The organism is Cereibacter sp. Soil_C_27, from assembly GCF_057657095.1.
In genome coordinates this window covers 107,476-129,254 of sequence record NZ_JBDGJD010000002.1, presented here as the reverse complement: position 1 = coordinate 129,254, position 21,779 = coordinate 107,476, and the positions used below count along the sequence as shown (strand labels likewise).

The 21,779-nt window shown below is 69.3% G+C and carries 19 protein-coding genes; 13 read left to right on the top strand and 6 right to left on the bottom strand.

Going from position 1 to position 21,779, the window contains the following annotated elements; translation table 11 throughout:
• Positions 1-13: 13 nt before the first annotated feature.
• The gene (locus AC3A5Z_RS07510) at positions 14-577 is read right to left on the bottom strand and encodes a CHAP domain-containing protein (protein ID WP_487518755.1); all 564 of its coding nucleotides are present in this window, start codon (positions 575-577) and stop codon (positions 14-16) included.
• A gap of 413 nt (positions 578-990) precedes the next feature.
• Here AC3A5Z_RS07510 and AC3A5Z_RS07505 point away from each other — a divergent pair, with 413 nt between their 5' ends.
• Positions 991-1,185, top strand: a complete 195-nt coding sequence (locus AC3A5Z_RS07505; RefSeq protein ID WP_487518754.1) for a YqaE/Pmp3 family membrane protein — start codon at positions 991-993, stop codon at positions 1,183-1,185.
• A gap of 142 nt (positions 1,186-1,327) precedes the next feature.
• Here AC3A5Z_RS07505 and AC3A5Z_RS07500 read toward each other — a convergent pair whose 3' ends face one another.
• Positions 1,328-2,281, bottom strand: a complete 954-nt coding sequence (locus AC3A5Z_RS07500) for a substrate-binding domain-containing protein (RefSeq protein WP_487518753.1) — start codon at positions 2,279-2,281, stop codon at positions 1,328-1,330.
• A gap of 500 nt (positions 2,282-2,781) precedes the next feature.
• On the opposite strand from AC3A5Z_RS07500, the gene AC3A5Z_RS07495 reads away from it, so the two are divergent.
• Genes AC3A5Z_RS07495 through AC3A5Z_RS07475 form a run of 5 tightly spaced genes read left to right on the top strand, consistent with a single transcriptional unit; the run spans position 2,782 to position 8,995 of the window.
• On the top strand, positions 2,782-4,326 hold the full coding sequence (locus AC3A5Z_RS07495) for an ABC transporter substrate-binding protein (protein WP_487518752.1): 1,545 nt from the start codon (positions 2,782-2,784) through the stop codon (positions 4,324-4,326).
• A 7-nt stretch (positions 4,327-4,333) separates the two neighbouring features.
• Positions 4,334-5,287: an ABC transporter permease gene (locus AC3A5Z_RS07490; RefSeq protein ID WP_107662919.1), complete on the top strand. Its 954-nt coding sequence runs from the start codon at positions 4,334-4,336 to the stop codon at positions 5,285-5,287.
• Positions 5,284-7,209: a dipeptide/oligopeptide/nickel ABC transporter permease/ATP-binding protein gene (locus AC3A5Z_RS07485; protein WP_487518751.1), complete on the top strand. Its 1,926-nt coding sequence runs from the start codon at positions 5,284-5,286 to the stop codon at positions 7,207-7,209. The genes AC3A5Z_RS07490 and AC3A5Z_RS07485 overlap by 4 nt, the downstream gene beginning before the upstream one ends.
• Positions 7,206-8,177: an ABC transporter ATP-binding protein gene (locus AC3A5Z_RS07480; RefSeq protein WP_487518750.1), complete on the top strand. Its 972-nt coding sequence runs from the start codon at positions 7,206-7,208 to the stop codon at positions 8,175-8,177. The genes AC3A5Z_RS07485 and AC3A5Z_RS07480 overlap by 4 nt, the downstream gene beginning before the upstream one ends.
• A gap of 5 nt (positions 8,178-8,182) precedes the next feature.
• Positions 8,183-8,995 carry a creatininase family protein gene (locus AC3A5Z_RS07475; protein WP_107662916.1) on the top strand — a complete coding sequence of 271 codons (813 nt, stop codon included), beginning with the start codon at positions 8,183-8,185 and terminating at the stop codon, positions 8,993-8,995.
• 38 nt (positions 8,996-9,033) lie between these two features.
• Here AC3A5Z_RS07475 and AC3A5Z_RS07470 read toward each other — a convergent pair whose 3' ends face one another.
• On the bottom strand, positions 9,034-9,951 hold the full coding sequence (locus tag AC3A5Z_RS07470; protein ID WP_487518749.1) for a LysR family transcriptional regulator: 918 nt from the start codon (positions 9,949-9,951) through the stop codon (positions 9,034-9,036).
• Between the two features lie 173 nt (positions 9,952-10,124).
• Between AC3A5Z_RS07470 and AC3A5Z_RS07465 the strand changes: the two genes are divergently transcribed.
• The 7 genes from AC3A5Z_RS07465 (at position 10,125) to ggt (ending at position 17,682) form a co-directional block, all read left to right on the top strand.
• Complete coding sequence (locus AC3A5Z_RS07465) at positions 10,125-11,057, top strand: 2-hydroxyacid dehydrogenase (RefSeq protein ID WP_487518748.1); 933 nt, start codon at positions 10,125-10,127, stop codon at positions 11,055-11,057.
• A 366-nt stretch (positions 11,058-11,423) separates the two neighbouring features.
• Positions 11,424-12,464 (top strand): ABC transporter substrate-binding protein, encoded by a 1,041-nt coding sequence (locus AC3A5Z_RS07460; protein ID WP_487518747.1) that lies wholly within the window; start codon positions 11,424-11,426, stop codon positions 12,462-12,464.
• A gap of 17 nt (positions 12,465-12,481) precedes the next feature.
• Positions 12,482-13,570, top strand: a complete 1,089-nt coding sequence (locus AC3A5Z_RS07455) for an ABC transporter ATP-binding protein (RefSeq protein ID WP_487518746.1) — start codon at positions 12,482-12,484, stop codon at positions 13,568-13,570.
• Positions 13,567-14,436: an ABC transporter permease gene (locus AC3A5Z_RS07450; RefSeq protein ID WP_487518745.1), complete on the top strand. Its 870-nt coding sequence runs from the start codon at positions 13,567-13,569 to the stop codon at positions 14,434-14,436. Before AC3A5Z_RS07455 ends, AC3A5Z_RS07450 begins: the two co-directional genes overlap by 4 nt.
• A gap of 2 nt (positions 14,437-14,438) precedes the next feature.
• Positions 14,439-15,230, top strand: a complete 792-nt coding sequence (locus AC3A5Z_RS07445) for an ABC transporter permease (RefSeq protein WP_136791093.1) — start codon at positions 14,439-14,441, stop codon at positions 15,228-15,230.
• A gap of 29 nt (positions 15,231-15,259) precedes the next feature.
• Entirely contained in the window at positions 15,260-15,928 is a 669-nt protein-coding gene (locus AC3A5Z_RS07440; RefSeq protein WP_107664652.1) for an RraA family protein, read from the top strand.
• Positions 15,929-15,987: 59 nt separating this feature from the next.
• Positions 15,988-17,682, top strand: a complete 1,695-nt coding sequence (gene ggt / locus AC3A5Z_RS07435; protein WP_487518744.1) for a gamma-glutamyltransferase — start codon at positions 15,988-15,990, stop codon at positions 17,680-17,682.
• Between the two features lie 84 nt (positions 17,683-17,766).
• Here ggt and AC3A5Z_RS07430 read toward each other — a convergent pair whose 3' ends face one another.
• Genes AC3A5Z_RS07430 through AC3A5Z_RS07420 form a run of 3 tightly spaced genes read right to left on the bottom strand, consistent with a single transcriptional unit; the run spans position 17,767 to position 21,762 of the window.
• Positions 17,767-19,170 (bottom strand): FGGY family carbohydrate kinase, encoded by a 1,404-nt coding sequence (locus AC3A5Z_RS07430; protein ID WP_487518743.1) that lies wholly within the window; start codon positions 19,168-19,170, stop codon positions 17,767-17,769.
• A complete protein-coding gene (locus AC3A5Z_RS07425; protein WP_487518742.1) occupies positions 19,167-20,375 on the bottom strand; it encodes an NAD(P)/FAD-dependent oxidoreductase in 1,209 nt (402 codons plus the stop codon). Before AC3A5Z_RS07425 ends, AC3A5Z_RS07430 begins: the two co-directional genes overlap by 4 nt.
• Positions 20,368-21,762: an NAD(P)/FAD-dependent oxidoreductase gene (locus AC3A5Z_RS07420; protein ID WP_487518741.1), complete on the bottom strand. Its 1,395-nt coding sequence runs from the start codon at positions 21,760-21,762 to the stop codon at positions 20,368-20,370. The genes AC3A5Z_RS07425 and AC3A5Z_RS07420 overlap by 8 nt, the downstream gene beginning before the upstream one ends.
• Positions 21,763-21,779 lie beyond the last annotated feature (17 nt).

The following is a 21,779-nucleotide window of genomic DNA, read 5'->3' as shown; positions in this document are numbered from 1 at the left end:
GCCGGGCGTCGGGTCAGCTGGCTTCCAGCGGCCGGTAGATGAAGCCATAGGTCGGATAGACCTTGCCGAAGCTGTTGGACTGGTTGCCGACCCGCACCGCCGACCAGTCGTTCGCCTCGGAGATGTCGATCACCACCGTATCCACCGTGATCCGGTTGGTTACCCAGTTGGCCTGATCGACCCGGATCTGCCGCGGCGACAGCACTTCGGACACCACCGCCACATGGCCCCGCGGCATCCCGCCGGTGGAGCGGAAGGTGAGCACCGAGCCCGCCACCGGCACCTGCCCCTTGGGATAGGCGCTTCCGGCCTTCTTCCACCAGGTCGCCGCATCGCCGCGGATCTGGATGCCCGACACCGCCCGCGCGAAGGGCACGCACCAGATCCGACCCGGCTTGGCGGCGCGGATGCGCTCCGCCTCGGCCAGGACCGCCTTGCGCACCGCGTCGCGGCTGACCTCGGCCACCCGCACCACCTGCTGCTCCACCGTCCGCGGCGAGCCCGCCGCCAGCGTCGCACCGGGCAGGCCGGCGAGAGTTGCGGAAAGCAGCAAAGCGCAAAGACGGCTGGTGATCATGCCGGAGTATCCCTGTTCTGGTCGAAGCTCCGGGCGCTGACGGCTTTTGCCGCAGCTCCCCTCCCGGTCGCCCCGCGCGCCTGCCCCGTGCAGCCGCCCTCGCGCCAGCCCTTCCCCCAGCCCCGCCCCGAGCTCAACCCGAAGCCGAGCGCTGCGGCGAATTTTCGCCAAATAAAGCATTTTCCCCGGAACTTTTCGGCGCCTGCCCGCCGAGGCCCGGCGAAAGCCTCTGGCGCCGGGGAAAGGCACCCCGCCAAACGGGGCAAAACCGCGGCGAATCGTGCCTGCCTCCTGCGGTTTACGCGCGCGACCCCCGGCAACAGCGGAAAGCCGCAGATCGCGGCCCTCGCTCTCTTCCCGCCGCGCGCATCGCTTCCTACATAGACCGGGCCGACATCAAGGGATCACCGCTCATGCGCCTTCTGCTTGCCATCCTGCTGCCCTGGTTGCAGTTCTTCACCATCGGTCGTCCCTTCGCCGGGATCATCTGCCTGCTGCTGCAGCTGACGCTGATCGGCTGGCTCCCCGCCGCCGTCTGGTCGGTCTATGCGCTTAGCCAGTACAGCACCGACCGCAAGATCGAGAAGGCCCTCGGCGAGCGCCGCTGACCCGACGCCACCAGCCGGGAGAGCCACGCTTGGGGGCATCGAGCCCCCGCGCGCGGCGCTGCCGCGGAAGATCGCGTACCGTGGCTTCAGGCCCTGCCGCCAGATGCCGCCAGCGCGAGGGCGAGGAGACAAGGGCGTGGGGTCAGGCTTCCCCGGTCGGGAAAAGCTCCACCAGCTCCGGCCTGCGCGAGATGAGACCCTGCGCCTCGGCCAGACCGAGGAAATCCCGGATCATCGGCGCATTGGCCTCAATGCCGTTGGCCGCCCAGTCCTCGCCCAGGTCCCGGTCCATCGTCGCGATGTCCTGCAGGATCCAGGGCGTCGTCTCGGCGTATTTCCGGCGCTTGGCCAGCCACAGCGCCAGCGACCGGTCGAAGAGCGCGGTGAGTGCTGCGGCAAGCCAGGGATGCGCCGCGACCAGCTCAGGCTTCAGCGCGAGGATATGCATCCCCGGCACATAGCCCGTCCGCCGGAAATACCCGATCTCGGCGCTGCGGAAATCCTCCAGCACATGCCGGAAGGGCGAGCCCCTGCGGAAGAAGCCCTCCGGCATGAAGGGGGTGAAGACCGCGTCGAGCCGCCCCGCTTCCAGCGCCTGCATCATCGGCTCCTCCCCCGGCATCGCCTCGATCCGGCCCGGGCGGGCGAAACGCCCCAGCCGGTCCACCACCGGATGCGCCGCGGTCAGCCGCCCGGCGAACCATGTGGCATCCTCCACCCCCACCCCCGCCTCGGCCAGTACCGCCCGCGTCCAGGTGTTGCCGCTGTCCTGCCAGCCGGTGACGCCGATCCGTGCGCCCGCCAGATCTTTGAGCCGCGTCGGGCCGGAGCGGGTGGTGAGGATGCAGCGGTGCCGGAAGCCGCGCATGAGAAAGCAGGGCACCCCGACGACGCCCGGGGCGCCGCCCGCCACCGCCTGCACATGGCGGCTGAACGAGATCTCGGCCCCGTCATGCGCGGCATCCTTCGCCAGATCCTCCACCAGCGTGCCGACCCGGTCGATCCTGAGCTCGATCCGCGGGTCGGCGACATCGCCCAGAAGCAGCGGCGTCAGGTAATCCCAGTCGCGCAGGGCGAGGCGGACGGTGAGGCGCATGGCAGGTCTCCGGCAGGCGCCCGGCAGCGGCGCCGGGCGGTGGAGATCACCCCGGAGAGGCCGCCCGCGTCCAATCGAAAATCTTGAGCCGCGGCTTAGATTTTTTTGATGGGGCGGCGCGGGGCAATTTTTCGGCAGGCTGAAAACGGCACCGGCGGCGCTGCCTGCAGTGCGCAGAGTGCGCGACCAGCGCGCAAACCATCGCCGCCGTATTGCCGGCAGAGCTGCTGCACCCTCCTCATGATCTTCATGTTCCGCAACAACAGAGAGACGCACAGGCTTATTTTTCATGACAAAAAAAGCATAAACTGCCGTGCCCTCTCCCCACCATCCGCTCTTCAGCCCTTGCCCGCCCGTCACCCCCATCCAAAGAAATCTATCTCGCATAGAAACTTTTTTGATTGGACAGCTGCCGCCGCTGCCGCGTTCGATCGGGCGAGGATGCGGCTCAGCCCATCGCGCCTTCCGGCATGAAACCCAGCGAGAACTCCGAGGATCCCATGACAGACCATTTTCCGACGATGACCCCGACGCGCCGCACCGTTCTTCTGAGCCTTGGCGCAGGTCTCGCCGCGATGGCCCTGCCGCGCGGCGGCTGGGCGCAGGGCAGCGATCAGGTGCTGCGCTTCGGCCTCTCGACCTTTCCGCCGACCATCAAGCCCTTCGACAATACCGGCGGCGCCGCCAATACCGTGAAGCTGATGCTCTGGCGCGGGCTGATGGGCTATGACGCCTCGGCCAAGCTGCAGCCGGAACTGGCCGAAAGCGTGGACTGGACCGACCCGCAGACCGCCGTCTTCAAGCTGCGCGCCAATGCCGTCTTCCACAACGGCAAGCCGGTGACCGCCGCCGACGTGGTCTACTCGCTGAACGAGATCACCAAGGAAGGCTCGACCGCCTATCTGAAAAGCGACCTCAGCATCCTCACGGCCGTCGAGGCGATGGACGACAAGACGGTGAAGATCTCGCTTTCCGCCCCTTCCGCCGTCCTGCTCGACCTGCTGGCCAGCTACTGCTGCCCGATCATCTCGGCCGAAAGCAGCGAAGACGCGCCGATCGGCGCCGGCCCCTTCACCATGAAGGGCTCCGAAAAGGGCGTCTACATCGAGGTCGAACGCTTCCCCGACTTCTACATGGAGGGCGAGCCGAATGTCGGCGGCATCCGCTTCATCGCCTATGCCGACGAGAACCTGCGCTACGCCGCGCTCGAGGCGGGCGACGTCGACCTGATCGAATACCTGCCCTGGCAGCAGTTCGACGCAGTCGATGCCTCCGACACGCTGGAGATGAAGAGCACCCTCGGCCCCTACATGTTCCTCCTCTTCAACGTGACCGAAGGCCCCTTCGCCGACCCCAAGGTGCGGCAGGCAGTGGGCTATGCGATCGAGCGGCAGGATGTGGTCGATGCCGCCTTCGCCGGGCGCGGCACGCCGCTCTTCGGCCTGCCCAACCCGCAGGGCTCGCCCTTCGATCTGGCCGATCCGGCGGTGGAATGGACCTACGACCCCGAGAAGGCCAAGGCGCTGCTGGCCGAAGCGGGCTATCCGAACGGCTTCGACTGCCGCCTCCTGGCCACCGCGACCTACGGCATGCATCAGGACACGGCCTCGGTGGTGCAAGCCTATCTCGCGATGATCGGCATCAACGCCACGCTCGATCTGCCCGACTGGGGCAGCCGGGTGACTTCGGGCAAGGAGGGTCGCTACGACATCGCCGTGCACGGCACCTCCGGCACCTACAACGACCCGGATTCGCTCTGGCCGCTGCTCTACTCCGGCAACCCCTCCTACCTGCAGTCCTTCGGTTTCAAGTCCGAACGGATCGATGGGCTGCTGGAAAAGGGCCGCACCACCACCGATCAGGCCGAGCGCGAGGCGATCTACAGGGATCTGGCGAAAGCCTATTTCGAGGAAGTGCCGCAGGTGCCGCTCAACTGGCGCATCCAGGCCTATGCCATGCGCAGCAATGTGACGGGCTTCGAGTCGCTGCCGGGCTTCCTCAACGGCTCCTCGGCCTACGCGCTCGACGATACGAAACTGGGCTGAGGCGCGCATGCTGGCTTTCCTCCTCCGTCGCGTGGCGACAGCGCTCGCCATGCTGCTCGTCGTCGGCACGATCATCTTTTCCATGCTGGCCATCGTGCCCGGCGATCCTGCGGAACTGCTGCTCTCCACCGGCGGCGGCAGTGCCTCGGAGGAGGCGATCCGGAACCTGCGGCTGGAGATGGGGCTCGACCGGCCCCTGCTCCAGCAATACCTGACCTTCCTCGGCGACAGCCTGCGCTTCGATTTCGGCACCTCCATCGTCGACGGCTCCTCCATCGCCGAGGCCATCGCCCTCCGCCTGCCCCGCACGCTGGAGATCATCGCGGCGGGCGCGGTGCTGGCGCTGCTGCTGTCGATCCCGGCGGGCACGCTGGCGGGCTTGCGCGCCGGCGGGCGGTTCGACGGGATCACCTCGGGGCTCAACGCGCTCCTGACCTCGATCCCCGGCTTCGTGCTGGGCACGCTCTTCATCTATGTCTTCGCGCAGGTGCTGGGCGTGCTGCCCGCGGGCGGCTACGTCGCCTTCGCAGAAGACCCGGCACAGCATCTGCAGATGCTCATCCTGCCCGCCGTCACCGTGGCGCTGCATCTCTCGACCATCATCTTCCGCATGACCCGCGCCTCGGTGCTCGAGATGCGCGGCCATGACTGGGTGCGCACCGCCACCGCCAAGGGCCTCAGCCGCGGCCTCGTGGTGCGCCGCCACATCCTGCGCAACGCGCTCGGCCCGGTCATCACCGTGGTCGGCCTGCAGCTCGGCATCCTGCTCGGCTCCACAGTGCTCGTCGAGTTCGTCTACAACTGGCCCGGGCTCAGCGGCCTCCTGGTAACGGCGGTGGAGCAGCGCGACTATCCCACCGTGCGCGCCATCATCCTGACGGTCGCCGCCATCTTCATCGGCATCAATCTGGTGATCGATATCCTCTACTCCCTCCTCGACCCGAGGATCGCCCTGCAATGACCGCCCTTCCCCTCGCCGCCCGCCGCAGCCGTCGCCTGCCGAAGCTGCCGAAGCGGATGATCCTGCCCGCCGTGCTTCTGGCGCTGCTGATCTTCACCCCCTTCGCCGCCCCGCTCCTCACCCCCTACGACCCGGTGCAGATCTCGGTCCGCGACCGCCTCGCCGCCCCGAGCTGGGAGCATTGGCTGGGACAGGACGAGTTCGGCCGCGACCGCTTGGCCCGCGTGCTCTACGGCGGGCAGGTCTCGCTGACCGTGGCCTTCGTCGCCACCTCCATCGCCTGCGTCATCGGCACGCTCTTCGGCCTGATCGGCGCCTATTTCCGCGGACCCTTCGAGTTCGTCACCACCCGCCTTGCCGATGTGGTGCTCTGCTTCCCGCCGATCCTGCTGGCGCTGCTGGTGGTGACGCTGTTCGGCCCCGGAGCCGACACGCTGGTGGCGGTGCTGTCGATCCTCTACTTCCCCGCCTTCGCCCGCATCGCCTTCTCCGAAGCCCTGCGCGTCTCGGCGCTGGATTTCGTCGAGGCCTCCCGCGCCTTGGGCACCCCCTCGCACCGCATCGTGCTCAAGACCATCCTCCCGAACATCGCGGGCCCGGTCTCGGTGCAGTATTCCCTGACCGCCGCCGCCGCGATCACCATCGAAAGCGGGCTGTCCTTCCTCGGCCTCGGCGTCGTGCCGCCCGCGCCCTCCTGGGGCCAGATGATCCGCGGCGCCCGCGCCTTCATGAACCAGGACCCGCTCGGCATCCTCATCCCCTGCGTCGCCCTCACCCTGACGATCTATGCCATCAACTTCTTCTGCGACCGCCTGCGCGACACGCTCGACCCCAAGGGCAATGCGGGCGGCAAGGATGTGACCTCCGTCCCCGCGCCGGGCCGCGCCCCGGTGCAGGAGGAGGCCGATGTCATCGCCTCGGTCCGCGACCTGCGGCTGGAGCTGCGCCACCCGAAAGGCGCCGTGGACGTGATCGAGGATGTCTCGCTCACCCTGCGCGCCAATCAATGCACTGCCCTCGTGGGCGAGAGCGGCTCGGGCAAGTCCCTGACCTCGCTCGCCATCATGGGCCTGCTGCCCGGCGCGATCCGGCAGGCCGACGGCGCGCTGCGCCTGCGCCGCAAGCAGGGCGGCATGGTCGACCTCGGCGCGCTCGGGCCCAAGGCGCTGGAGGACGTGCGCGGCAACGATGTCGCCATGATCTTCCAGGAACCGATGACCTCGCTGAACCCGATCCACAAGGTCGGCGCCCAGATGGTCGAGGCGATCCTGTCGCACCGCAAGATGCCGCGCGCCGAGGCCCGCAGCCGCGCCATCGCCCTGCTGGAGCTGGTCGGCATCAACGAGGCCGCCCGTCGTTTCGACGGCTACCCGCACGAGATGTCGGGCGGCATGCGCCAGCGGGTGATGATCGCCATGGCGCTGACCTGCGAGCCGCGCCTGCTCATCGCTGACGAGCCCACCACCGCGCTCGACGTGACCATCCAGGCCGAGATCATCGAACTGCTGCAGAAGCTTCGCCAGGACTATGCCGACGGGTTGAGCCTCCTCTTCATCAGCCACAACCTCGGCATCGTCTCCGAAATCGCCGACCGCGTCGTGGTGATGTATTCCGGTCAGGTGGTCGAGGAAGGCCCGGCCCAGCAGGTGCTCACCGACCCGCACCACCCCTACACCCGCGCGCTGATGGAAAGCATGCCCTCGGCCCATGCCGATCTGCATTCCGCCCGCGGCGACCGGCTGCAGGCGATCAGCGGCACCCCGCCTCTGCCCGATGCCCGCCCCTCCGGCTGCAGCTTCCGCGACCGCTGCCCGCTGGCCCTGCCCGCCTGTGCCGAGGCCCGCCCGCCGCTCTTTGCCAGCGCCGACGGCAGCCGCGCCGCCCGCTGCATCCGCGCCCCCGAAGCACAGGAGGCCGCATGACCCCGCTCCTCGAAGCCCGTGGCCTGAACAAGAGCTATCCCGCCGGTCGCAAGGGCCTCTTCGGCAAGCGCATGATGCAGGTGCTGCGCGACGTGAGCCTCACCGTCCAGCCCGGCGAGGTGCTGGGGCTGGTGGGCGAAAGCGGCTCGGGCAAGAGCACCATCGGCAAGGCCATCCTGCGGCTGATCCCCTCCTCATCGCAGGCGATGCGCTTCGACGGGCAGGATCTGAACACCCTGCCGGCGTCCGAGCTGCGCCGCCTGCGCAAGGACATGCAGATCATCTTCCAGGACCCCTACGCCAGTCTCGACCCGCGCAAGACCGTGCGGGCCGTGCTGTCCGAGGCGCTCGACACCCACGACCTGCACAGGGGCGCGGCCCGCCAGCCCCGCCTCACCGCGCTGATGGAGATGGTCGGCCTCAACCCGATCTTCCTCGACCGCCGCCCGCATGAATTCTCCGGCGGCCAGCGCCAGCGCATCGGCATCGCCCGGGCGCTGGCCGTGGAGCCGAAGTTCATCGTCTGCGACGAGGCGGTCTCGGCGCTCGACGTCTCGATCCAGGCGCAGGTGCTGAACCTGCTGGCCGATCTGCGGGCGAAAACCGGCATCTCGCTCCTCTTCATCAGCCATGACCTCTCGGTGGTGCGCTACATCTCCGACCGGGTGATGGTGCTCTATCTCGGCCGGGTGATGGAGGTGGGCGGCGCCGATCAGGTGCATTTCGCCCCCCGCCATCCCTATACCGCCGCGCTGATCTCGGCCGAGCCGAGCCTCGGCCATGCGCCCGACCGCATCCGCCTGACGGGCGAGATCCCCTCGCCCCTCACCCCGCCCTCCGGCTGCGTCTTCCGCAGCCGCTGCCCCTATGCCCTGCCCGCCTGCGCCGAAACGGTGCCTGAGCTCCGCCCGGCAGGAGAAGGCCGCCTCAAGGCCTGCATCCGCGACGACATCCTGCAAGGAACCTGAAGAAGATGATGACCGAGAAACTGAAGATCGCCGAACTGACCAGCGAAGAGGCGCGGCAATACCTGACCGACGAGGCGGTGATCCTGCTGCCGATGGGCTCGCTCGAGGATCAGGGCACCCATGCGCCGATGGGCGACTATCTCGCCGCCGAGGCCGTGGCGCTCGACATCGCCCGCGCCGCCCGCGCCGAGGGCGTGCCGACCTTCATCGCCCCGGTGATCCCCTTCGGCGGCGCCGACTACTTCGGCTCCTCGCATGGCGGCATCGCCATCAGCCAGTCGACCCTCGTGGCCCTGCTGGACGACATGTTCGCCAGCCTCGCCCGCCACGGCCTGACCAAGGTGCTGGTCATCAACGGCCACGGCGGCAATGTCGGCCCGATCAACGAGGTCGCGCTGAAGTGGCGCCAGAAGAACGGCATGTTCGTCGCCTCGATGTATCTCTGGCAGATCAGCTACGAACTCCTGAAGGACATCCTCGGCCCGGAAGCGGCGGCGAAATCCTCCGGCCACGGCGGCGACCCGCTGACCTCCATCGGCCTGCACTACTACCCCGAGATCCTGCGCATGGATCTGAAGCAGGCCCCGCCCGTCGGGCAGAAGGCGCTCGGCGTCGATGTGGCGGGCTTTGCCGCGCTCAAATACGACGGCGCCCGGCTGCAGGCCCCGATCGAGGCGATCGAGACCGCGCCGCATGGTGTCTGGGGCGGCGACCCGAAACACTGCTCCGCCGAAACCGGCAAGGCGCTGAGCGAGCGTCTGGTGCGCATCGGCGCGGGCTTCATCCGCGACCACGTCGCCACCGGCTTCAAGGGCTGATGCGCCCGACGGCGGCGGCCCTCGGTCGCCGCCGCTGCTCAGGCGGGGCGGAAGGCCACGTAGCGCGGATGCGCCGTGGCCCATTCCTCCGCCGCCTGCCGCGCCAGCGCGAAGATCTCCTCGGTCTGCGCCTTGCGCGCCTTGTTCAGATGCACGCAGCGCACGTCGAGCGGCGCCAGCTGCACCGTCGTCGGCAGCTCCACCAGCATCCCCGTGGAAATCTCCTGCTCCAGCGCCGCCAGCGGCACCGCCGAGGCGCCATAGCCCAGCCGCACCAGATCGCAGATCGTGCCCAGCGAATTGCCGGTATGGCGCGCATTGGGTCGCCGCTTGGTCTCCTCCACCAGATCGGCCACCGGCCCGAACAGCGGCGAGCTGTGCGGATAGAGGATCAGCGGCAGCTCGCGCAGCTCATCCGGCGTCAGCGGGCGGGTGATCTCGCCCACCACATCGGGCCGCGCCACCCAGCCGATGCGGTAGAGCACCGAGAAACTGTTCTGGATCTGCGGCAACCCCGCCTCGCCGGTGACGAAGGCCATGTCGAGCGCCCCCGACCGCACCTGCTGGCGCAGATCGACGTTGGAGCCGGAATGGAAATCCACCAGCGGCCCCTCGGGCATCTGCGAGATCTTCCGCCGCAGCGTGACGCCCCATGTCTTCGTCACCATGCCCACGGCGCCGATGGTATAACGCTTCTTTTGTTCGGTCCTCAGGCGACTGGTCAGCGCCTCGCTCAGGTTGAGGAAGGTCTCGGCATATTCGGCAACCTCGTGCCCCTGTTCGGTCAGGGTGAACTCCGCCTGCGTCCGGTCCATCAGCGGCACGCCGAAGCTGGCCTCCAGCCCCGAAATCCGCGCCGATACCGCAGGTTGCGTCAGGCCGATGTGATCCGCGACGCGCTGGTAGCTCTTGAGACGGGTGAGCCAGTAGAAGGCTTCCAACTGCTTGAAGTTCATGGCGGCACTCTAGCTCAGCCGGGGCCCGGCGGCACATAAAAATCTTCTATGGCCCGCACCAGAATTATTGCTTTGACCCCACGCGCCCTCCTGCGGTGAATGGACCCAAAGCCACCCAGCGCCACAGCGGCCCCCAGCGCGGGCCCGACCGCAGAGTTTTGAGGATTTCCACCATGAGCATCGTCGTCTCCCTCCCCGCCGCCGACAAGACCGACTGGTGGTGCCAGATGCTGCGCGACCTCATGCCCGACTGGAACATCTATCCGCTCGGCAAGGAGCCCGACCCCGAGGCGATCCAGTATTCCGTCGTCTGGCGCCCCGCGACCGGCGCCATGACGCCCTACCGCAACCTCAAGGCCATCGTCTCGCTCGGCGCGGGCATCGACCATGTGCTCGCCGACGAGAAGCTGCCCGAGGACGTGCCGATCATCCGCACCGTCGGCACCGATCTCACGCAGCGCATGAAGGAATACATCGCGCTCCACGTCCTGCGCCACCACCGCCAGCTGCCGAAGATCCAGGCCAACCAGACCGCCCACAAATGGGAGCAGATCGTCGTCCCCCCCGCCACCGAGCGGCGCGTCGGCATCATGGGCCTCGGCAATCTCGGCGGCGCGGCGGCCGAGCTGCTGGCGTCCATCGGCTTCCAGGTCGTCGGCTGGTCCCGCTCTCCCAAGGAGCTCCCCGGCATCCGCACCTATGCCGGCGCCTCGGACTTCGGCGCCTTCCTCGAAGGCACCGAGATCCTCGTCTGCCTCCTTCCCCTCACCGAAAGCACCCGCGGCATCCTCAACGCCGACACCTTCAACCGGCTGAAGCGCGGCGCCGCCGTGATCAACGCCGCCCGCGGCCAGCACCTCGTCGACAGCGACCTGATCGACGCCCTCGCCTCCGGCCAGATCGAAGCCGCGACGCTCGACGTGTTCCACACCGAACCGCTGCCGAAGGACCATCCCTTCTGGGATCACCCGGCGATCACCGTCACCCCGCATGTCGCCTCGCTGATCGACGCGCCCACCGGCAGCAAGATCGTGGCGAAGAACATCCGCACCTTCCACGAGACTGGCACCGTCGCCGACATAGCCGACGCCAAACGCGGCTACTGACGCCTCCGACCCCCGTCCCGCCCGCCAGATCCGGCCGCCTCGCAGCGGCCGGTTTCCGCATTTCCGCGTCCTGCCAATGACTTTCTGAAACAGTGGCTTGTCAGACCTACTTCATCCACTGCCTCAACTCCCAGACCAAATTTTCTCGATGCAGAGATAAAGAAAATTCGATTGGACTTGCCGCCCCACAACCCGTTGCATCGGAAGGGCAGAACGGGCCGCACGAAGCCCGTCAGCCGACTTCCTCCCCGCCTCCGGGCCGGGCTGCAGCCCTCCTCCGATCCGTTCCTCCCACGGATGCCCGCGCAAGCGGCGGCGGTCGGCTGCGCTCCCCCGCCGCGCGCCCCGATCCAACAGGAGTTCCCGATGAAGACCCCCCTCAGCCTCGCCGCCTCGGCCCTCTTCCTCGCCACCGCCGCCCACGCCCAGTCCGAAATCTCGGGCGAGATCACGCTGGCCGCCTATTCCGGCATCTTTCAGGACAAATACACGCAGGCCGTCATCGCCCCCTTCGAGGCGAAATACCCCGGCGTGAAGGTGAACTACTTCTCCAACACCGCCTCTTCCGCCATCCTCGGCGCCCTGCGCTCGCAGGCCGGCGACCCGCAGACCGATGTGGCGATCTTTGATGTCTCCACCGCCCTGATCGGCAACAAGGAGGGCCTGCTCTCGCCGCTCAGCCTCGAGGAGATCCCCAACCTCGCCGATCTCGTGCCGCAGGCCACCGTGCAGGAGGGCTACGGCCCCGCCGTCACCTTCGACAACCTCGTGCTCATCTACAACACCGAGATGGTGCCCGAGAAACCGACCTCGCTCAACGTGCTCTGGGATGCCGCCTACGCCGGCAAGATCGCCGTCACCTCCATGCCCTCGATCCTCGGCTCGGGCCTCATGGTGATGACCTCGGCCATGCTGGGCGAAGACTACACCCAGTCCGTCGAGCAGGCCGCGGCCAAGCTGGCCGAACTCGCCCCCGCCGTGCAGACCTTCGACCCGAAGCCCGATTCCTACACGCTGGTCATCAACGGCACCGATGCGCTGGCCACCGGCTGGAACGCCCGCGCCCAGTATTACGCCGACGAATCCGGCGGCAAGCTCGGCGTGGCGCTGCCGGAGGAGGGCAGCATCCTGCAGATCAACACCATCAACCTGATCGAGGGCGCCAAGAACGAACCCGCCGCCAAGGCCTTCATCGATTACGCCCTCTCGCCCGAGGCGCAGGCCGCCTTCACCGAGGCCATGTTCTACGCCCCGGTGAACGCCAAGGCCGAGGTCAGCCCCGAGGCCACCGCCCGCACCGTCTCGGGCCAGCTCGACAAGATGCTGCCGCTCGACTGGGCATGGGCCGCGACCAAGACCGACCAGTGGAACCAGATCTGGAAACGCCAGATCATCTCGGCCAACTGAACAGGACGGGACCGAGCATGACCGACGCCCAAACCTCCGCCCCGCCGCCGCATATCAGCATCCGTGAGCTGACCTTCGACTATGGCGGCAAGCGCCCGGCGGTGGATGCGCTGTCCTTCGACATCGCCAAGGGCGAGTTCATCGGCCTGCTCGGTCCCTCCGGCTGCGGCAAGTCCACCACGCTCAGGCTCTTCGCCGGGCTGATGGCCCCCACCTCGGGCCAGATCACCATCGGCGGGCAGGACATCGTCTCCCGCCCGCCGTGGGAGCGCAATCTGGGGCTGGTGTTCCAGTCCTACGCGCTGTTTCCGCACATGACCGTGACGCAGAACGTGGCCTTCGGGCTGAAGCTGCGGAAGATCGGCAAGGAGGAAACCGCCGCCCGCGTGGCCGAGGCCCTGCGCGCGGTTCGGCTCGACGGCTTCGGCCACCGCCGCCCGTCGGAACTGTCCGGCGGCCAGCAGCAGCGCGTCGCCATCGCCCGCGCCATCGTCATCGAGCCCGAGATCCTGCTTCTCGACGAGCCGCTCTCCAACCTCGACGCGCGCCTCCGCGACGAGATGCGCTTCGAGATCCGCGACATCCAGAACCGCACCGGCATCACCACGCTGTTCGTGACGCATGACCAGCAGGAAGCCCTGACCATGTGCGACCGCATCGCGGTGATGAACGCAGGGCGGCTGGAGCAGATCGGCACCCCGACCGAGGTCTTCGACCGCGCCGCCACCCCCTTCGTTGCCAATTTCATCGGTCGCGCCAACACGCTGCGCTCCACGCTCGACCGCAACGGCCCCTCGCTCCTCTGCGACGGCCAGCCCCTGCCCGCGCCGCCCGCCAGCGAACTGCCCGCCAGCGGCAGCGACGTCTCGGTGATGGTGCGCCCGCACGCCATCCGCCTGCGGCCCGCGGGCAGCGGCGGCGTCGCCGCCACGGTCGCCCGCCGCGTCTTCGTCGGCAACATGATCGAGGTGGAGCTGACCCTGCAGGGCGGCCAGACCGTCGCCGTTGAGCTTCAGCCCAACGATCCCGCCGTGCCACTCGCCATCCCCGGCACCGCCGTCGATCTCGACTGGAACCGCGACGACATGCGGATCTTCGCCGCATGACCGGCTTCGCCCCGCCCGGCACGGGACACCGCCTGACCCCCTTCCTGCTGCTGGCCCCGGTGCTGGCGGTGCTGTCGATCTCCTTCGTCGCGCCGATCCTCTGGCTGTTCCGCATGTCGCTGAACGAGTCCGACTACGGCGCGATCATCGAGGCGCTCAGCCTCGGCACCTATATCCGCATCCTGAACGACGGCTATTACCTCGACCTCCTTGGCCGCACGCTGCAACTCTCCGTCACCTGCTCTCTGGTGGCGCTGGCGCTGGCCTATCCGATGGCGCTCTACCTCTCGCGCATGACCTCGCGCTGGCGCACGCCGCTCACCGTGCTCGCCGCCTCGCCGCTTCTGGTCTCGGCGGTGGTGCGCTCCTTCGGCTGGCTGGTGACGCTGGGCGACGCGGGGCTGGTGAACCACCTGCTGCAATCCTGGGGGCTGATCGAGCAGCCGCTGCGCATGGTGAACAACTACTTCGGCGTGGTGATCGGCCTGTCGGAAAGCATCATGCCCTTCATGTTCCTCACCATCTCCGCCGGTCTCGGCCGCCTCGACCGCCGGCTCGACGATGCCGCCATGTCGCTCGGCGCGCCGCCGCACACCGTCTTCTTCCGCGTCACCCTGCCGCTCAGCCTGCCCGCGATCATCGCCGGGCTGACCATCGGCTTCGTGCTCTCGGTCTCCTCCTTCATCACCCCCTCGCTGCTCGGTGGCGGCCGCGTCTTCCTGCTCGCAACCGAGGTCTACGACCTCGCCCTCGTCTCGCTCGACTGGCCCACCGCCGCGGCGCTGTCCTTCCTCATGCTGGCGCTCTTCCTCGCCGCCATGATCGTCACCACCCTCCTCCTCCGCCTGCTGACAAGGAGCCGCTGAGAATGGCCAGGCTCATCAGTCTCCTCGCCCGCGCCTATGTCATGGCGGTCTTCGCATTCATCTTCATCCCGCTGCTGATCATCGTGGTGATCTCCTTCAGCGCCGACAGCTACCTCTCCTTCCCGCCCTCGGGCTGGAGCCTGAAATGGTATGGCGAGGTGCTGTCGAACGAGGGCTTCATGCAGGGCCTGAAGAACAGCGCGATCATCGCCGCCATCGTCGCCCTCCTCAGCCTCGGCTTCGGCCTGCCCGCCGCCTATGCGCTGGAACGGCTCGACTTCCCCGGCCGCACCCTGATCCGCAACCTGATCCTCGCGCCGCTGATCCTGCCCGCGATGATGCTCGGTCTCGGCATCCTCATGGTCTTCACCCCCGCCGGTCTGGTCGCCACCTATCCTGGCCTCGTCCTCGCCCATCTGGTGATGACGCTGCCCTTCTCGGTGCGCATCCTGCAGACGACGCTCTCCAACCTCGGCACCGATGTCGAGGAGGCGGCGATGACCCTCGGCGCCCGCCCGCTGCAGACCTTCCTCAGGATCACCCTGCCGCGCCTCATGCCCGGCGTCGTAGCCTCCAGCGCCATCGCCGCCATCCTCTCCTTCGACGAGATCGTGCTCTCGCTCTTCATCGTCGGCCCCCGCCTCACCACCCTGCCCGTCGCCATCTACCGCTATGTCGACGAGCGCACCGACCCGATGGTCGCCGTCCTCGCCGTGCTGCTGATCGCCATCTCGCTCGCCATCGTCCTCGTCGTCGAGCGCAGCGTCGGCTTCGCCAAGGCCTTCGGCCGCTGATTTCCCCTTCCCAAGAACGGACCTGCCAGATGACCTACAAGATCAACCCGATGCCCGCCCAGATCGCCGCGGCCGACCTCAAGCTCCTGTCGCAGGTCGAGACCGCCACCCTGGGCCACTGGCGCCAGTTCGGCTTTCTCAGCCGCCAGATCCAGCCGCTGATCCCGCGCCGCCGCGTCGTCGGCACCGCCGTGACCATCGCCATCCCCGGCCCCGACTCCACCCTGCTGCACCACCTCCTCAGCCTGCTGCGCCCCGGGGACTTCGTCATCGTCGACCGGCTGCACGACGACCGCTACGCCTGCTGGGGCGGCGGCGTCACCGTGGGGGCCAAGGCGGCGGGCGCGGTGGGCGCCGTGGTCGACGGCCCCTGCACCGACCTCGAGGAGATTGAGCAATCCGATTTCCCGATGTGGTGCCGCGGCATCTCGCCGATCACCACCCGGCTCTACGATCTGGGCGGCGCGATCAACGTGCCCGTCTCCTGCGGCAATACGGTGGTCATGCCGGGCGACGCGGTGCTGGCCGATGAAAGCGGCGTCATCGTGCTGCCGCCCGAGGAGGTCGCCTCCGAGGCGCAGAAGGCCATCGACACCCAGACCCGCGGCAAGGCGCGCGAGGCCTCGGTCCGCACCGAGGGCGTGAAGCTCGGCGATCTTTCCGGCGCCACCGCCAAGGTTCTGGCCAAGCTCGCCTGACCGATACAGACTGCCGCGGGGCCAGCCGGCCCCGCCCTCCTTATGACCGAGAGTGCGCCATGACAGCCCCGACCCTGCCCTTCACCTGCGAAAAAGCCCCGGCCAGCGGCGCGGGCGGGGTTGTCGTCACCAACCATCCGCTCGGCTCGGCGGCGGGGGCCGAGATGCTCTCGGCGGGCGGCAATGCCGTCGATGCCGCCGTGGCCAGCCTTCTGGCGCTGACCGTGGTCGAGCCGATGATGGTCGGCATCGCCGGCGGCGGTCTCTCGCATCTGCGCATGGCGGGCGGCCCGCATCTGGTGATCGACGCGCTCTCCACCGCCGCCGCGACCATGCACCCCGAGATCTACGAGCCCGTCTCCGAAGACCCGGCGCTCTACATGGATGCGAAAGACCGCCGCAACCTCGTCGGCGCCTCCGCCGTCGCCGTGCCCGGCAACCTCGCCGGCTGGTGCGACATGCACGCCCGCTTCGGCAAGCTGCCCTTCGCCGATGTGATCGAGCCCGCGATCCGCCTCGCCGCGCGCGGCTTTGCCGTCACCCATTACCTCTCCGGCGCCATCGCCGAACATGCCGGGGATCTGCTGGCCGATCCCGCCATGGCCAAGGTGCTGCTGCCCGAAGGCCGCGCGCCCCGCCCGGGCGAGCGGCTGGTGATGGGCGATTACGCCGCCAGCCTGCGGCTGATCCAGACCAAAGGCGCCGCGGCCCTGCATGGCGGCGCGCTCGGCGCGGCCTTGGCCGAACGGATGCGCACCGACGGCCCGGACGCGGGCTATGTCACGCTCGACGATCTCCGGGCCTATCGCCCGATGGACCGCACGCCGATCACCGGCAGCTATCGCGGCTTCCGGATCGCCGGCCCGCCGCCTCCCGCCTCTTCCGGCGTGCATGTCACGCAGATGCTGAACCTGCTCGAAGGCTACGACCTGCGCGCCATGGGCTTCGGCTCCACCGACAGCCTGCACCTTCTGGCCGAGGTGATGCGTCTCGCCTTTGCCGACCGCCGCGCCCATTCCGGCGATCCGGCCTTCGTCGATGTCCCGGTGGAGCGGCTGACCTCCAAGGCCTATGCCGAGGCGACCCGCCCGCAGATCCGCCCCTTCGGCGCTTCCGGCCCAGCGCAGCCGGGGCACGAGAGCCGCGACACCACCCATATCACCGTGGCCGACCGCGACGGCAACATCGTCACCGCGACCCACACGATCAACGGCCTCTTCGGCGCGCGCTTCATCGTGCCGGGGACCGGGATCATCCCGAACAACTACATGAGCAACTTCGACCCGCATGCCGGTCGCGCCCTCTCGGTGGTGCCGGGCAAGCGGGTGCCGACCTCGATGGCGCCGATGCTGGTCTTGAAGGATGAAAAGCCGGCCTATGCCCTCGGCCTGCCCGGCGGGCTGCGCATCTTCCCCTCGACGCTGCAGGCCATCGTCAACCTGATCGACCACGACATGACGCTGCAACAGGCGGTCGAGGCCCCGCGCATCTGGACCCAGGGGCAGGAGGTGGAGCTGGAAGACGGCCTCGCCGCGCAAAAGCCCGGGCTGGAGGCGCTCGGCCATCAGGTCAAGCTCGTGCCGCATATCGGCGGCGGGATGAACGCGATCTCCTTCGGCGAGACGATGACCGGCGCCGCCTGCTGGCGCGCCGACGGCACGGTGCTGGCGCTCGGCGGCGGCCTCGCCCGCCCCGGCGTCCGCTTCTGGCCCGACAAGGCGCCCGAGGCGGAGGAGGAGCCAGCCCCCGACTGATCCCGCCGGACCCGCGGCCAAGGGGTTAACAAAACCCTAACGCGTTTCGGAAAATCTTGCCAAGTCAATCGCTTGGCAGGAGTTTCACGCGTGAAACGCCCCGAACCCCTGCACCGCCTGCCGCGCTGCCGCGAAGCGCGCCGCCCATTCCTCCGGCTGCGGCGCGGGCTGCAAGATCCGCCCCCGCACCGGCACGTCCAGCCTTCCCCCGGCCCCCGAGGCCGCCAGCTGCGCCACCCCCAGGGCCGTCAGTTCCGGCTCTTCCGAAACCCTGATCGGCCGCCCCAGAACATCGGCGAGAAACTGGCAGAACCAGGGGTTCGCGCTCATCCCCCCGTCGATGCTCACCACCCCCCGGACCGGCCCCATCTCCCGCACCACCTCCGCCGTCCGGAAGGCGACCCCCTCCAGCACCGCCTGAACCATGTCCCGGCCCGAGGTCTCCAACCCCAGCCCCAGCCAGGCCCCCCGCGCCCGCCGATCCCAATGCGGGCAGGCAAGCCCCGCCAGCGCCGGCACGAAGGCCAGCCCGCGCGAGATCGCCGGGGGGGCGTCGAAACCGTTGATCTCCTCCCACGCCCCGAACAGCCCCAGCCCCCGCGCCCAGTTCACCGCCGAGGAGGCGGCATAGACGCCCCCCTCCAGAGCCCGAACCGGCGCCTCGCCCGCTCGTTGCCAGGCAATGGTCGGCACCGCTCCCGTCCCCACCCCGCCCCCGCTCAGGGCCAGCGCGAAGGCCCCGGTCCCGAAGGTGATCTTGGCATCCCCCGGCGCGCGGCAGCCATGCCCGAAAAGCGCCGCCTGCTGGTCCACCACGCTCGCCGTCAGCGCCAGACCCGCCATCCACCCCAGATCGCCTGTACTGGCCGTGATCGCGGGCAGCGCCTCCCGTGGCACGCCGAAGAGGGCGCAGAGATCGTCGTCCCACTCGCAGGTCTCGAGGTTCATCAGCGAGGTCCGCGAGGCCGTGGTCACATCGGTCTCGAACCGCCCCGTCAGCCGGTCGCGGAAGAAGGCGTCGGTGGTCCCCAGCCGCAGCCGCCCCGCCGCCGCCAGCTCCCGCGCCCGGGGGATCTCTCGGAGGATCCACCCCAGCTTCGCCGCCGAGAAATACGGATCGAGCGGCAGCCCCGCCCGCGCCGTCACCAGAGCCTCGGCCCCCCCGGCCTTCAGCCGGTCGGTCGCGTCGCGGGTGCGGTCGTCCTGCCAGACGATCACCGGGCTCACCGGCTCGCCGGTCCGCGCATCCCAGCCGAGGCAGCTTTCGCCCTGATTGGCGAGGCCCACGGCCCCCACCCCCTCGGTCGTCGCCGCCGCCGCCAGACAGGTGCCGAGATTGGCGAGCAGTTCTTCGGCATCATGTTCCACCCAGCCAGGGCGCGGGTAGTGCTGGCGGTGGGCGAGGCTGAGGAGTGGGGTGATGCCCTCGGGCGTGACGAGCAGCGCCCGGGTGCTGGTGGTGCCTTGATCGATGGCAAGGATCTTCATCGCCCCTCCTCCAGAACGATCTCCACCGGACCCTGCGCAGCCGGCAGGTCCAGCGATATCCGCCGCTCCGGCAGCGCGGTCAGCCGGCGGCTTGCCACCTCGCGCCCGTCCACCCGGACCGAGAGCCGACCCGACACCGCGCGGCTGACCCGAAGCTGCAGCCCCAGCGCCGCCCCGCCCCGCCGCTGCGGCATGACCCAGGCGAGGCCCTCGCCGCCGAGGCTGATCCGGTCGGCTCCGGGCGGCGGAAGGGCGTCGGCCAGCGCCTCGGCCATCGCGGCGCCGATCCGGCAGCCCTCGGACCAGCTGACGCCCGCGGTCTCTACCGGGCGCAGCAGGTTTCCGGCCGCGAAATAGGTCGGATCGGAGCAGCGGCCATAGCCGTCCACCTCCGGCCCCCCGGTCCCCGGATCGAGAGCGAGGTGGCTCGAGCGGACCAGCGTCGCCTCGGGGCGGAAGCGGCCGGTGACCACCACCCCGTCGCAGGCCACCCGCCGCTCGCCCTTGGGGCCGCGCAGGACGGCGCCGGTGACGCGGTCGCGCCCCTCGATCGCCAGAAGCTCGGTCCCGAGCCAGAGCGGCACGCCCAGAAGCCGGGGCAGCAGCGCGCTGGGGAAGCGTGCGGTGGGGCGCGGCCCCGGCTCCACCATGCCGACGGGCCGGGCGCCGGCGTGGCGACAGGTGAGCAGGGCCGAGAAGGAGACGAGCTCGGTGCCGAGGATCAGGGGCGCGCGGAACGGGCGCAGCCCGTCGAGATAGACCAGCCCCTGCAGCGCGCCGGTGTTCATCACCCCGCCCGGCTTGCTGCCGCCGATCAGCCGCCCGGCGCGCGAGGTCTCGCGCACCCCGGTCGCCAGCAGCACCCGCCGCGCCGCGATGCGCCGAACCCCGGCGTTGGAGCTGATCTCGACGACCGGCCCGGGCAGGAGCGACATGACGCTGATGCCGCAGCGGATCTCCACCCCCGCCGCGACGGCCTCCTCGGCCAGTCGTTCGGCATAGGCGGGGCCCGTCATCGGGCGGCGGAACTCGCGCAGACCGTAGGGCGAGTGGCCGCAGTGGCGCGGGATGCCGCCGGGCGCGGGCTCGCGGTCGAGCACCAGAACCAGCCCGACGCCGCGGCGGCGCAGTTCGGTCGCCGCCGCCAGACCGGCGGGGCCGGCGCCGACGATCAGCACGTCGACCTCGCGCGGCATGTCAGTCATGGCCGAGCATCGGCTGCGCCAGCCGCCCCTCGGTCAGCCGCGCGAGCTCTGCCGAGCAGTAGAAGCCCTGACAGCGGCCCATCGTCACGCGCGTCCGCCGCTTCAGCCCGGCCAGCGTCTGCGCCTTGAGCGGGCCGTCGAGCGCCGCGAGGATCTCGCGCCGGGTCACGCTTTCGCAATGGCAGACGATCCCGCCATTGCCGGGCTGCTGCCAGTCGCGCCGGGCGAAGGCGCTGATGGCGGGAACCTCGGGCCAGACCGGATCGACGGGCGGTTGTGTGGCATGGTCCATCGCCTCGGCCAGCCGGAAGACATGCCGCGCCGTGCCGAGCGCCGAGCTGAGCCCGGTGGAGCGGATGCCACCGACGGTGATCATGCGCTGCGCGTCATGGGCGGTGATGCGGTAGTCCTTGGCCTCGGTCGCGGGCCGCAGCCCGGCATAGAGGGCGGTGACCTCCTCGGCCTTCAGCCCCGGCAGGATCTCCTCGCCGCGCCGCCGCAGCGCCTCCAGCGTCTCGGGCACGAGGGCGGCGGTCTCGCGTTCGTCCTGCTCCTCGGCGGTGGGACCGACAAGGAGGTTGCCGAAGGCGGTGCGGCAGACGACGATGCCTTTCGTCACCTTGTTCGGCACCGGCAGCAGGATATGGCTGGCGAGGCTGGCTGCGGGCTTGTCGTAGACGATGAACTGGCCCTTGCGCGGGCGGATGGTGAAATCCTTTTTCCCCAGAAGCCGTTCGTCCAGCACATCGCCGTAGAGCCCCGCCGCGTTGACAACGATCCGCCCCGTCACCGGGCCGCGCGTTGTCTGCAATGTCCAGTCGCCGTCGAGCTGCCCGCCCGTCACTTCCGCGCCGCGCAAGAGTTCTGCGCCATTGGCGATGGCCTGCGCGAGATAGGCGAGCGGAGCGGACCAGGGATCGACGAGATATTCGCGCGGCACCCGGAAGGCGGCCTGAAGACCGGCGCCGAGTCCCGGCTCCAGCTTGCGCGTCTCTGCCTCGGTCAGCGGCTCGACATCGGTCACGCCATTGGCCTCGGCCTGCGCGATCAGCTCAGGCAGCAGCGCGGCCTCGGCCTCGGTCCAGGCGATGACCAGCGCGCCGCAGCGGATCAGCGGCAGGTTCATCCGGGCGTGGATCTCCTCGTATTCGGCATAGCCCGCCGCGACGCAGGCCTGCTCCAGCGAGCCCACCGGCGCGTCGAAGCCGGTGTGCAGGATGGCGCTGTTGGCCTTGGAGGCGCCGTCGAGGATGTCGTCGGCCTTCTCGATCACCGCCACCCTTGCCCCCTCGAGGGCAAAGCGGCGCGCGATGGCGCAGCCGATGACGCCGGCGCCGATCACCACCACGTCGAAAGTTCCCGACAGATTGTGGGCCTCTGTGGGCATGGGCATCCTTTTGTGGC

Excerpts from the sequence above, each read along its gene's own strand:
- AC3A5Z_RS07510 (WP_487518755.1), bottom strand. The coding sequence starts at position 577 with ATGATCACCAGCCGTCTTTGCGCTTTGCTGCTTTCCGCAACTCTCGCC.
- AC3A5Z_RS07505 (WP_487518754.1), top strand. The coding sequence starts at position 991 with ATGCGCCTTCTGCTTGCCATCCTGCTGCCCTGGTTGCAGTTCTTCACC.
- AC3A5Z_RS07500 (WP_487518753.1), bottom strand. The coding sequence starts at position 2,281 with ATGCGCCTCACCGTCCGCCTCGCCCTGCGCGACTGGGATTACCTGACG.
- AC3A5Z_RS07495 (WP_487518752.1), top strand. The coding sequence starts at position 2,782 with ATGACAGACCATTTTCCGACGATGACCCCGACGCGCCGCACCGTTCTT.
- AC3A5Z_RS07490 (WP_107662919.1), top strand. The coding sequence starts at position 4,334 with ATGCTGGCTTTCCTCCTCCGTCGCGTGGCGACAGCGCTCGCCATGCTG.
- AC3A5Z_RS07485 (WP_487518751.1), top strand. The coding sequence starts at position 5,284 with ATGACCGCCCTTCCCCTCGCCGCCCGCCGCAGCCGTCGCCTGCCGAAG.
- AC3A5Z_RS07480 (WP_487518750.1), top strand. The coding sequence starts at position 7,206 with ATGACCCCGCTCCTCGAAGCCCGTGGCCTGAACAAGAGCTATCCCGCC.
- AC3A5Z_RS07475 (WP_107662916.1), top strand. The coding sequence starts at position 8,183 with ATGATGACCGAGAAACTGAAGATCGCCGAACTGACCAGCGAAGAGGCG.
- AC3A5Z_RS07470 (WP_487518749.1), bottom strand. The coding sequence starts at position 9,951 with ATGAACTTCAAGCAGTTGGAAGCCTTCTACTGGCTCACCCGTCTCAAG.
- AC3A5Z_RS07465 (WP_487518748.1), top strand. The coding sequence starts at position 10,125 with ATGAGCATCGTCGTCTCCCTCCCCGCCGCCGACAAGACCGACTGGTGG.
- AC3A5Z_RS07460 (WP_487518747.1), top strand. The coding sequence starts at position 11,424 with ATGAAGACCCCCCTCAGCCTCGCCGCCTCGGCCCTCTTCCTCGCCACC.
- AC3A5Z_RS07455 (WP_487518746.1), top strand. The coding sequence starts at position 12,482 with ATGACCGACGCCCAAACCTCCGCCCCGCCGCCGCATATCAGCATCCGT.
- AC3A5Z_RS07450 (WP_487518745.1), top strand. The coding sequence starts at position 13,567 with ATGACCGGCTTCGCCCCGCCCGGCACGGGACACCGCCTGACCCCCTTC.
- AC3A5Z_RS07445 (WP_136791093.1), top strand. The coding sequence starts at position 14,439 with ATGGCCAGGCTCATCAGTCTCCTCGCCCGCGCCTATGTCATGGCGGTC.
- AC3A5Z_RS07440 (WP_107664652.1), top strand. The coding sequence starts at position 15,260 with ATGACCTACAAGATCAACCCGATGCCCGCCCAGATCGCCGCGGCCGAC.
- ggt (WP_487518744.1), top strand. The coding sequence starts at position 15,988 with ATGACAGCCCCGACCCTGCCCTTCACCTGCGAAAAAGCCCCGGCCAGC.
- AC3A5Z_RS07430 (WP_487518743.1), bottom strand. The coding sequence starts at position 19,170 with ATGAAGATCCTTGCCATCGATCAAGGCACCACCAGCACCCGGGCGCTG.
- AC3A5Z_RS07425 (WP_487518742.1), bottom strand. The coding sequence starts at position 20,375 with ATGACTGACATGCCGCGCGAGGTCGACGTGCTGATCGTCGGCGCCGGC.
- AC3A5Z_RS07420 (WP_487518741.1), bottom strand. The coding sequence starts at position 21,762 with ATGCCCACAGAGGCCCACAATCTGTCGGGAACTTTCGACGTGGTGGTG.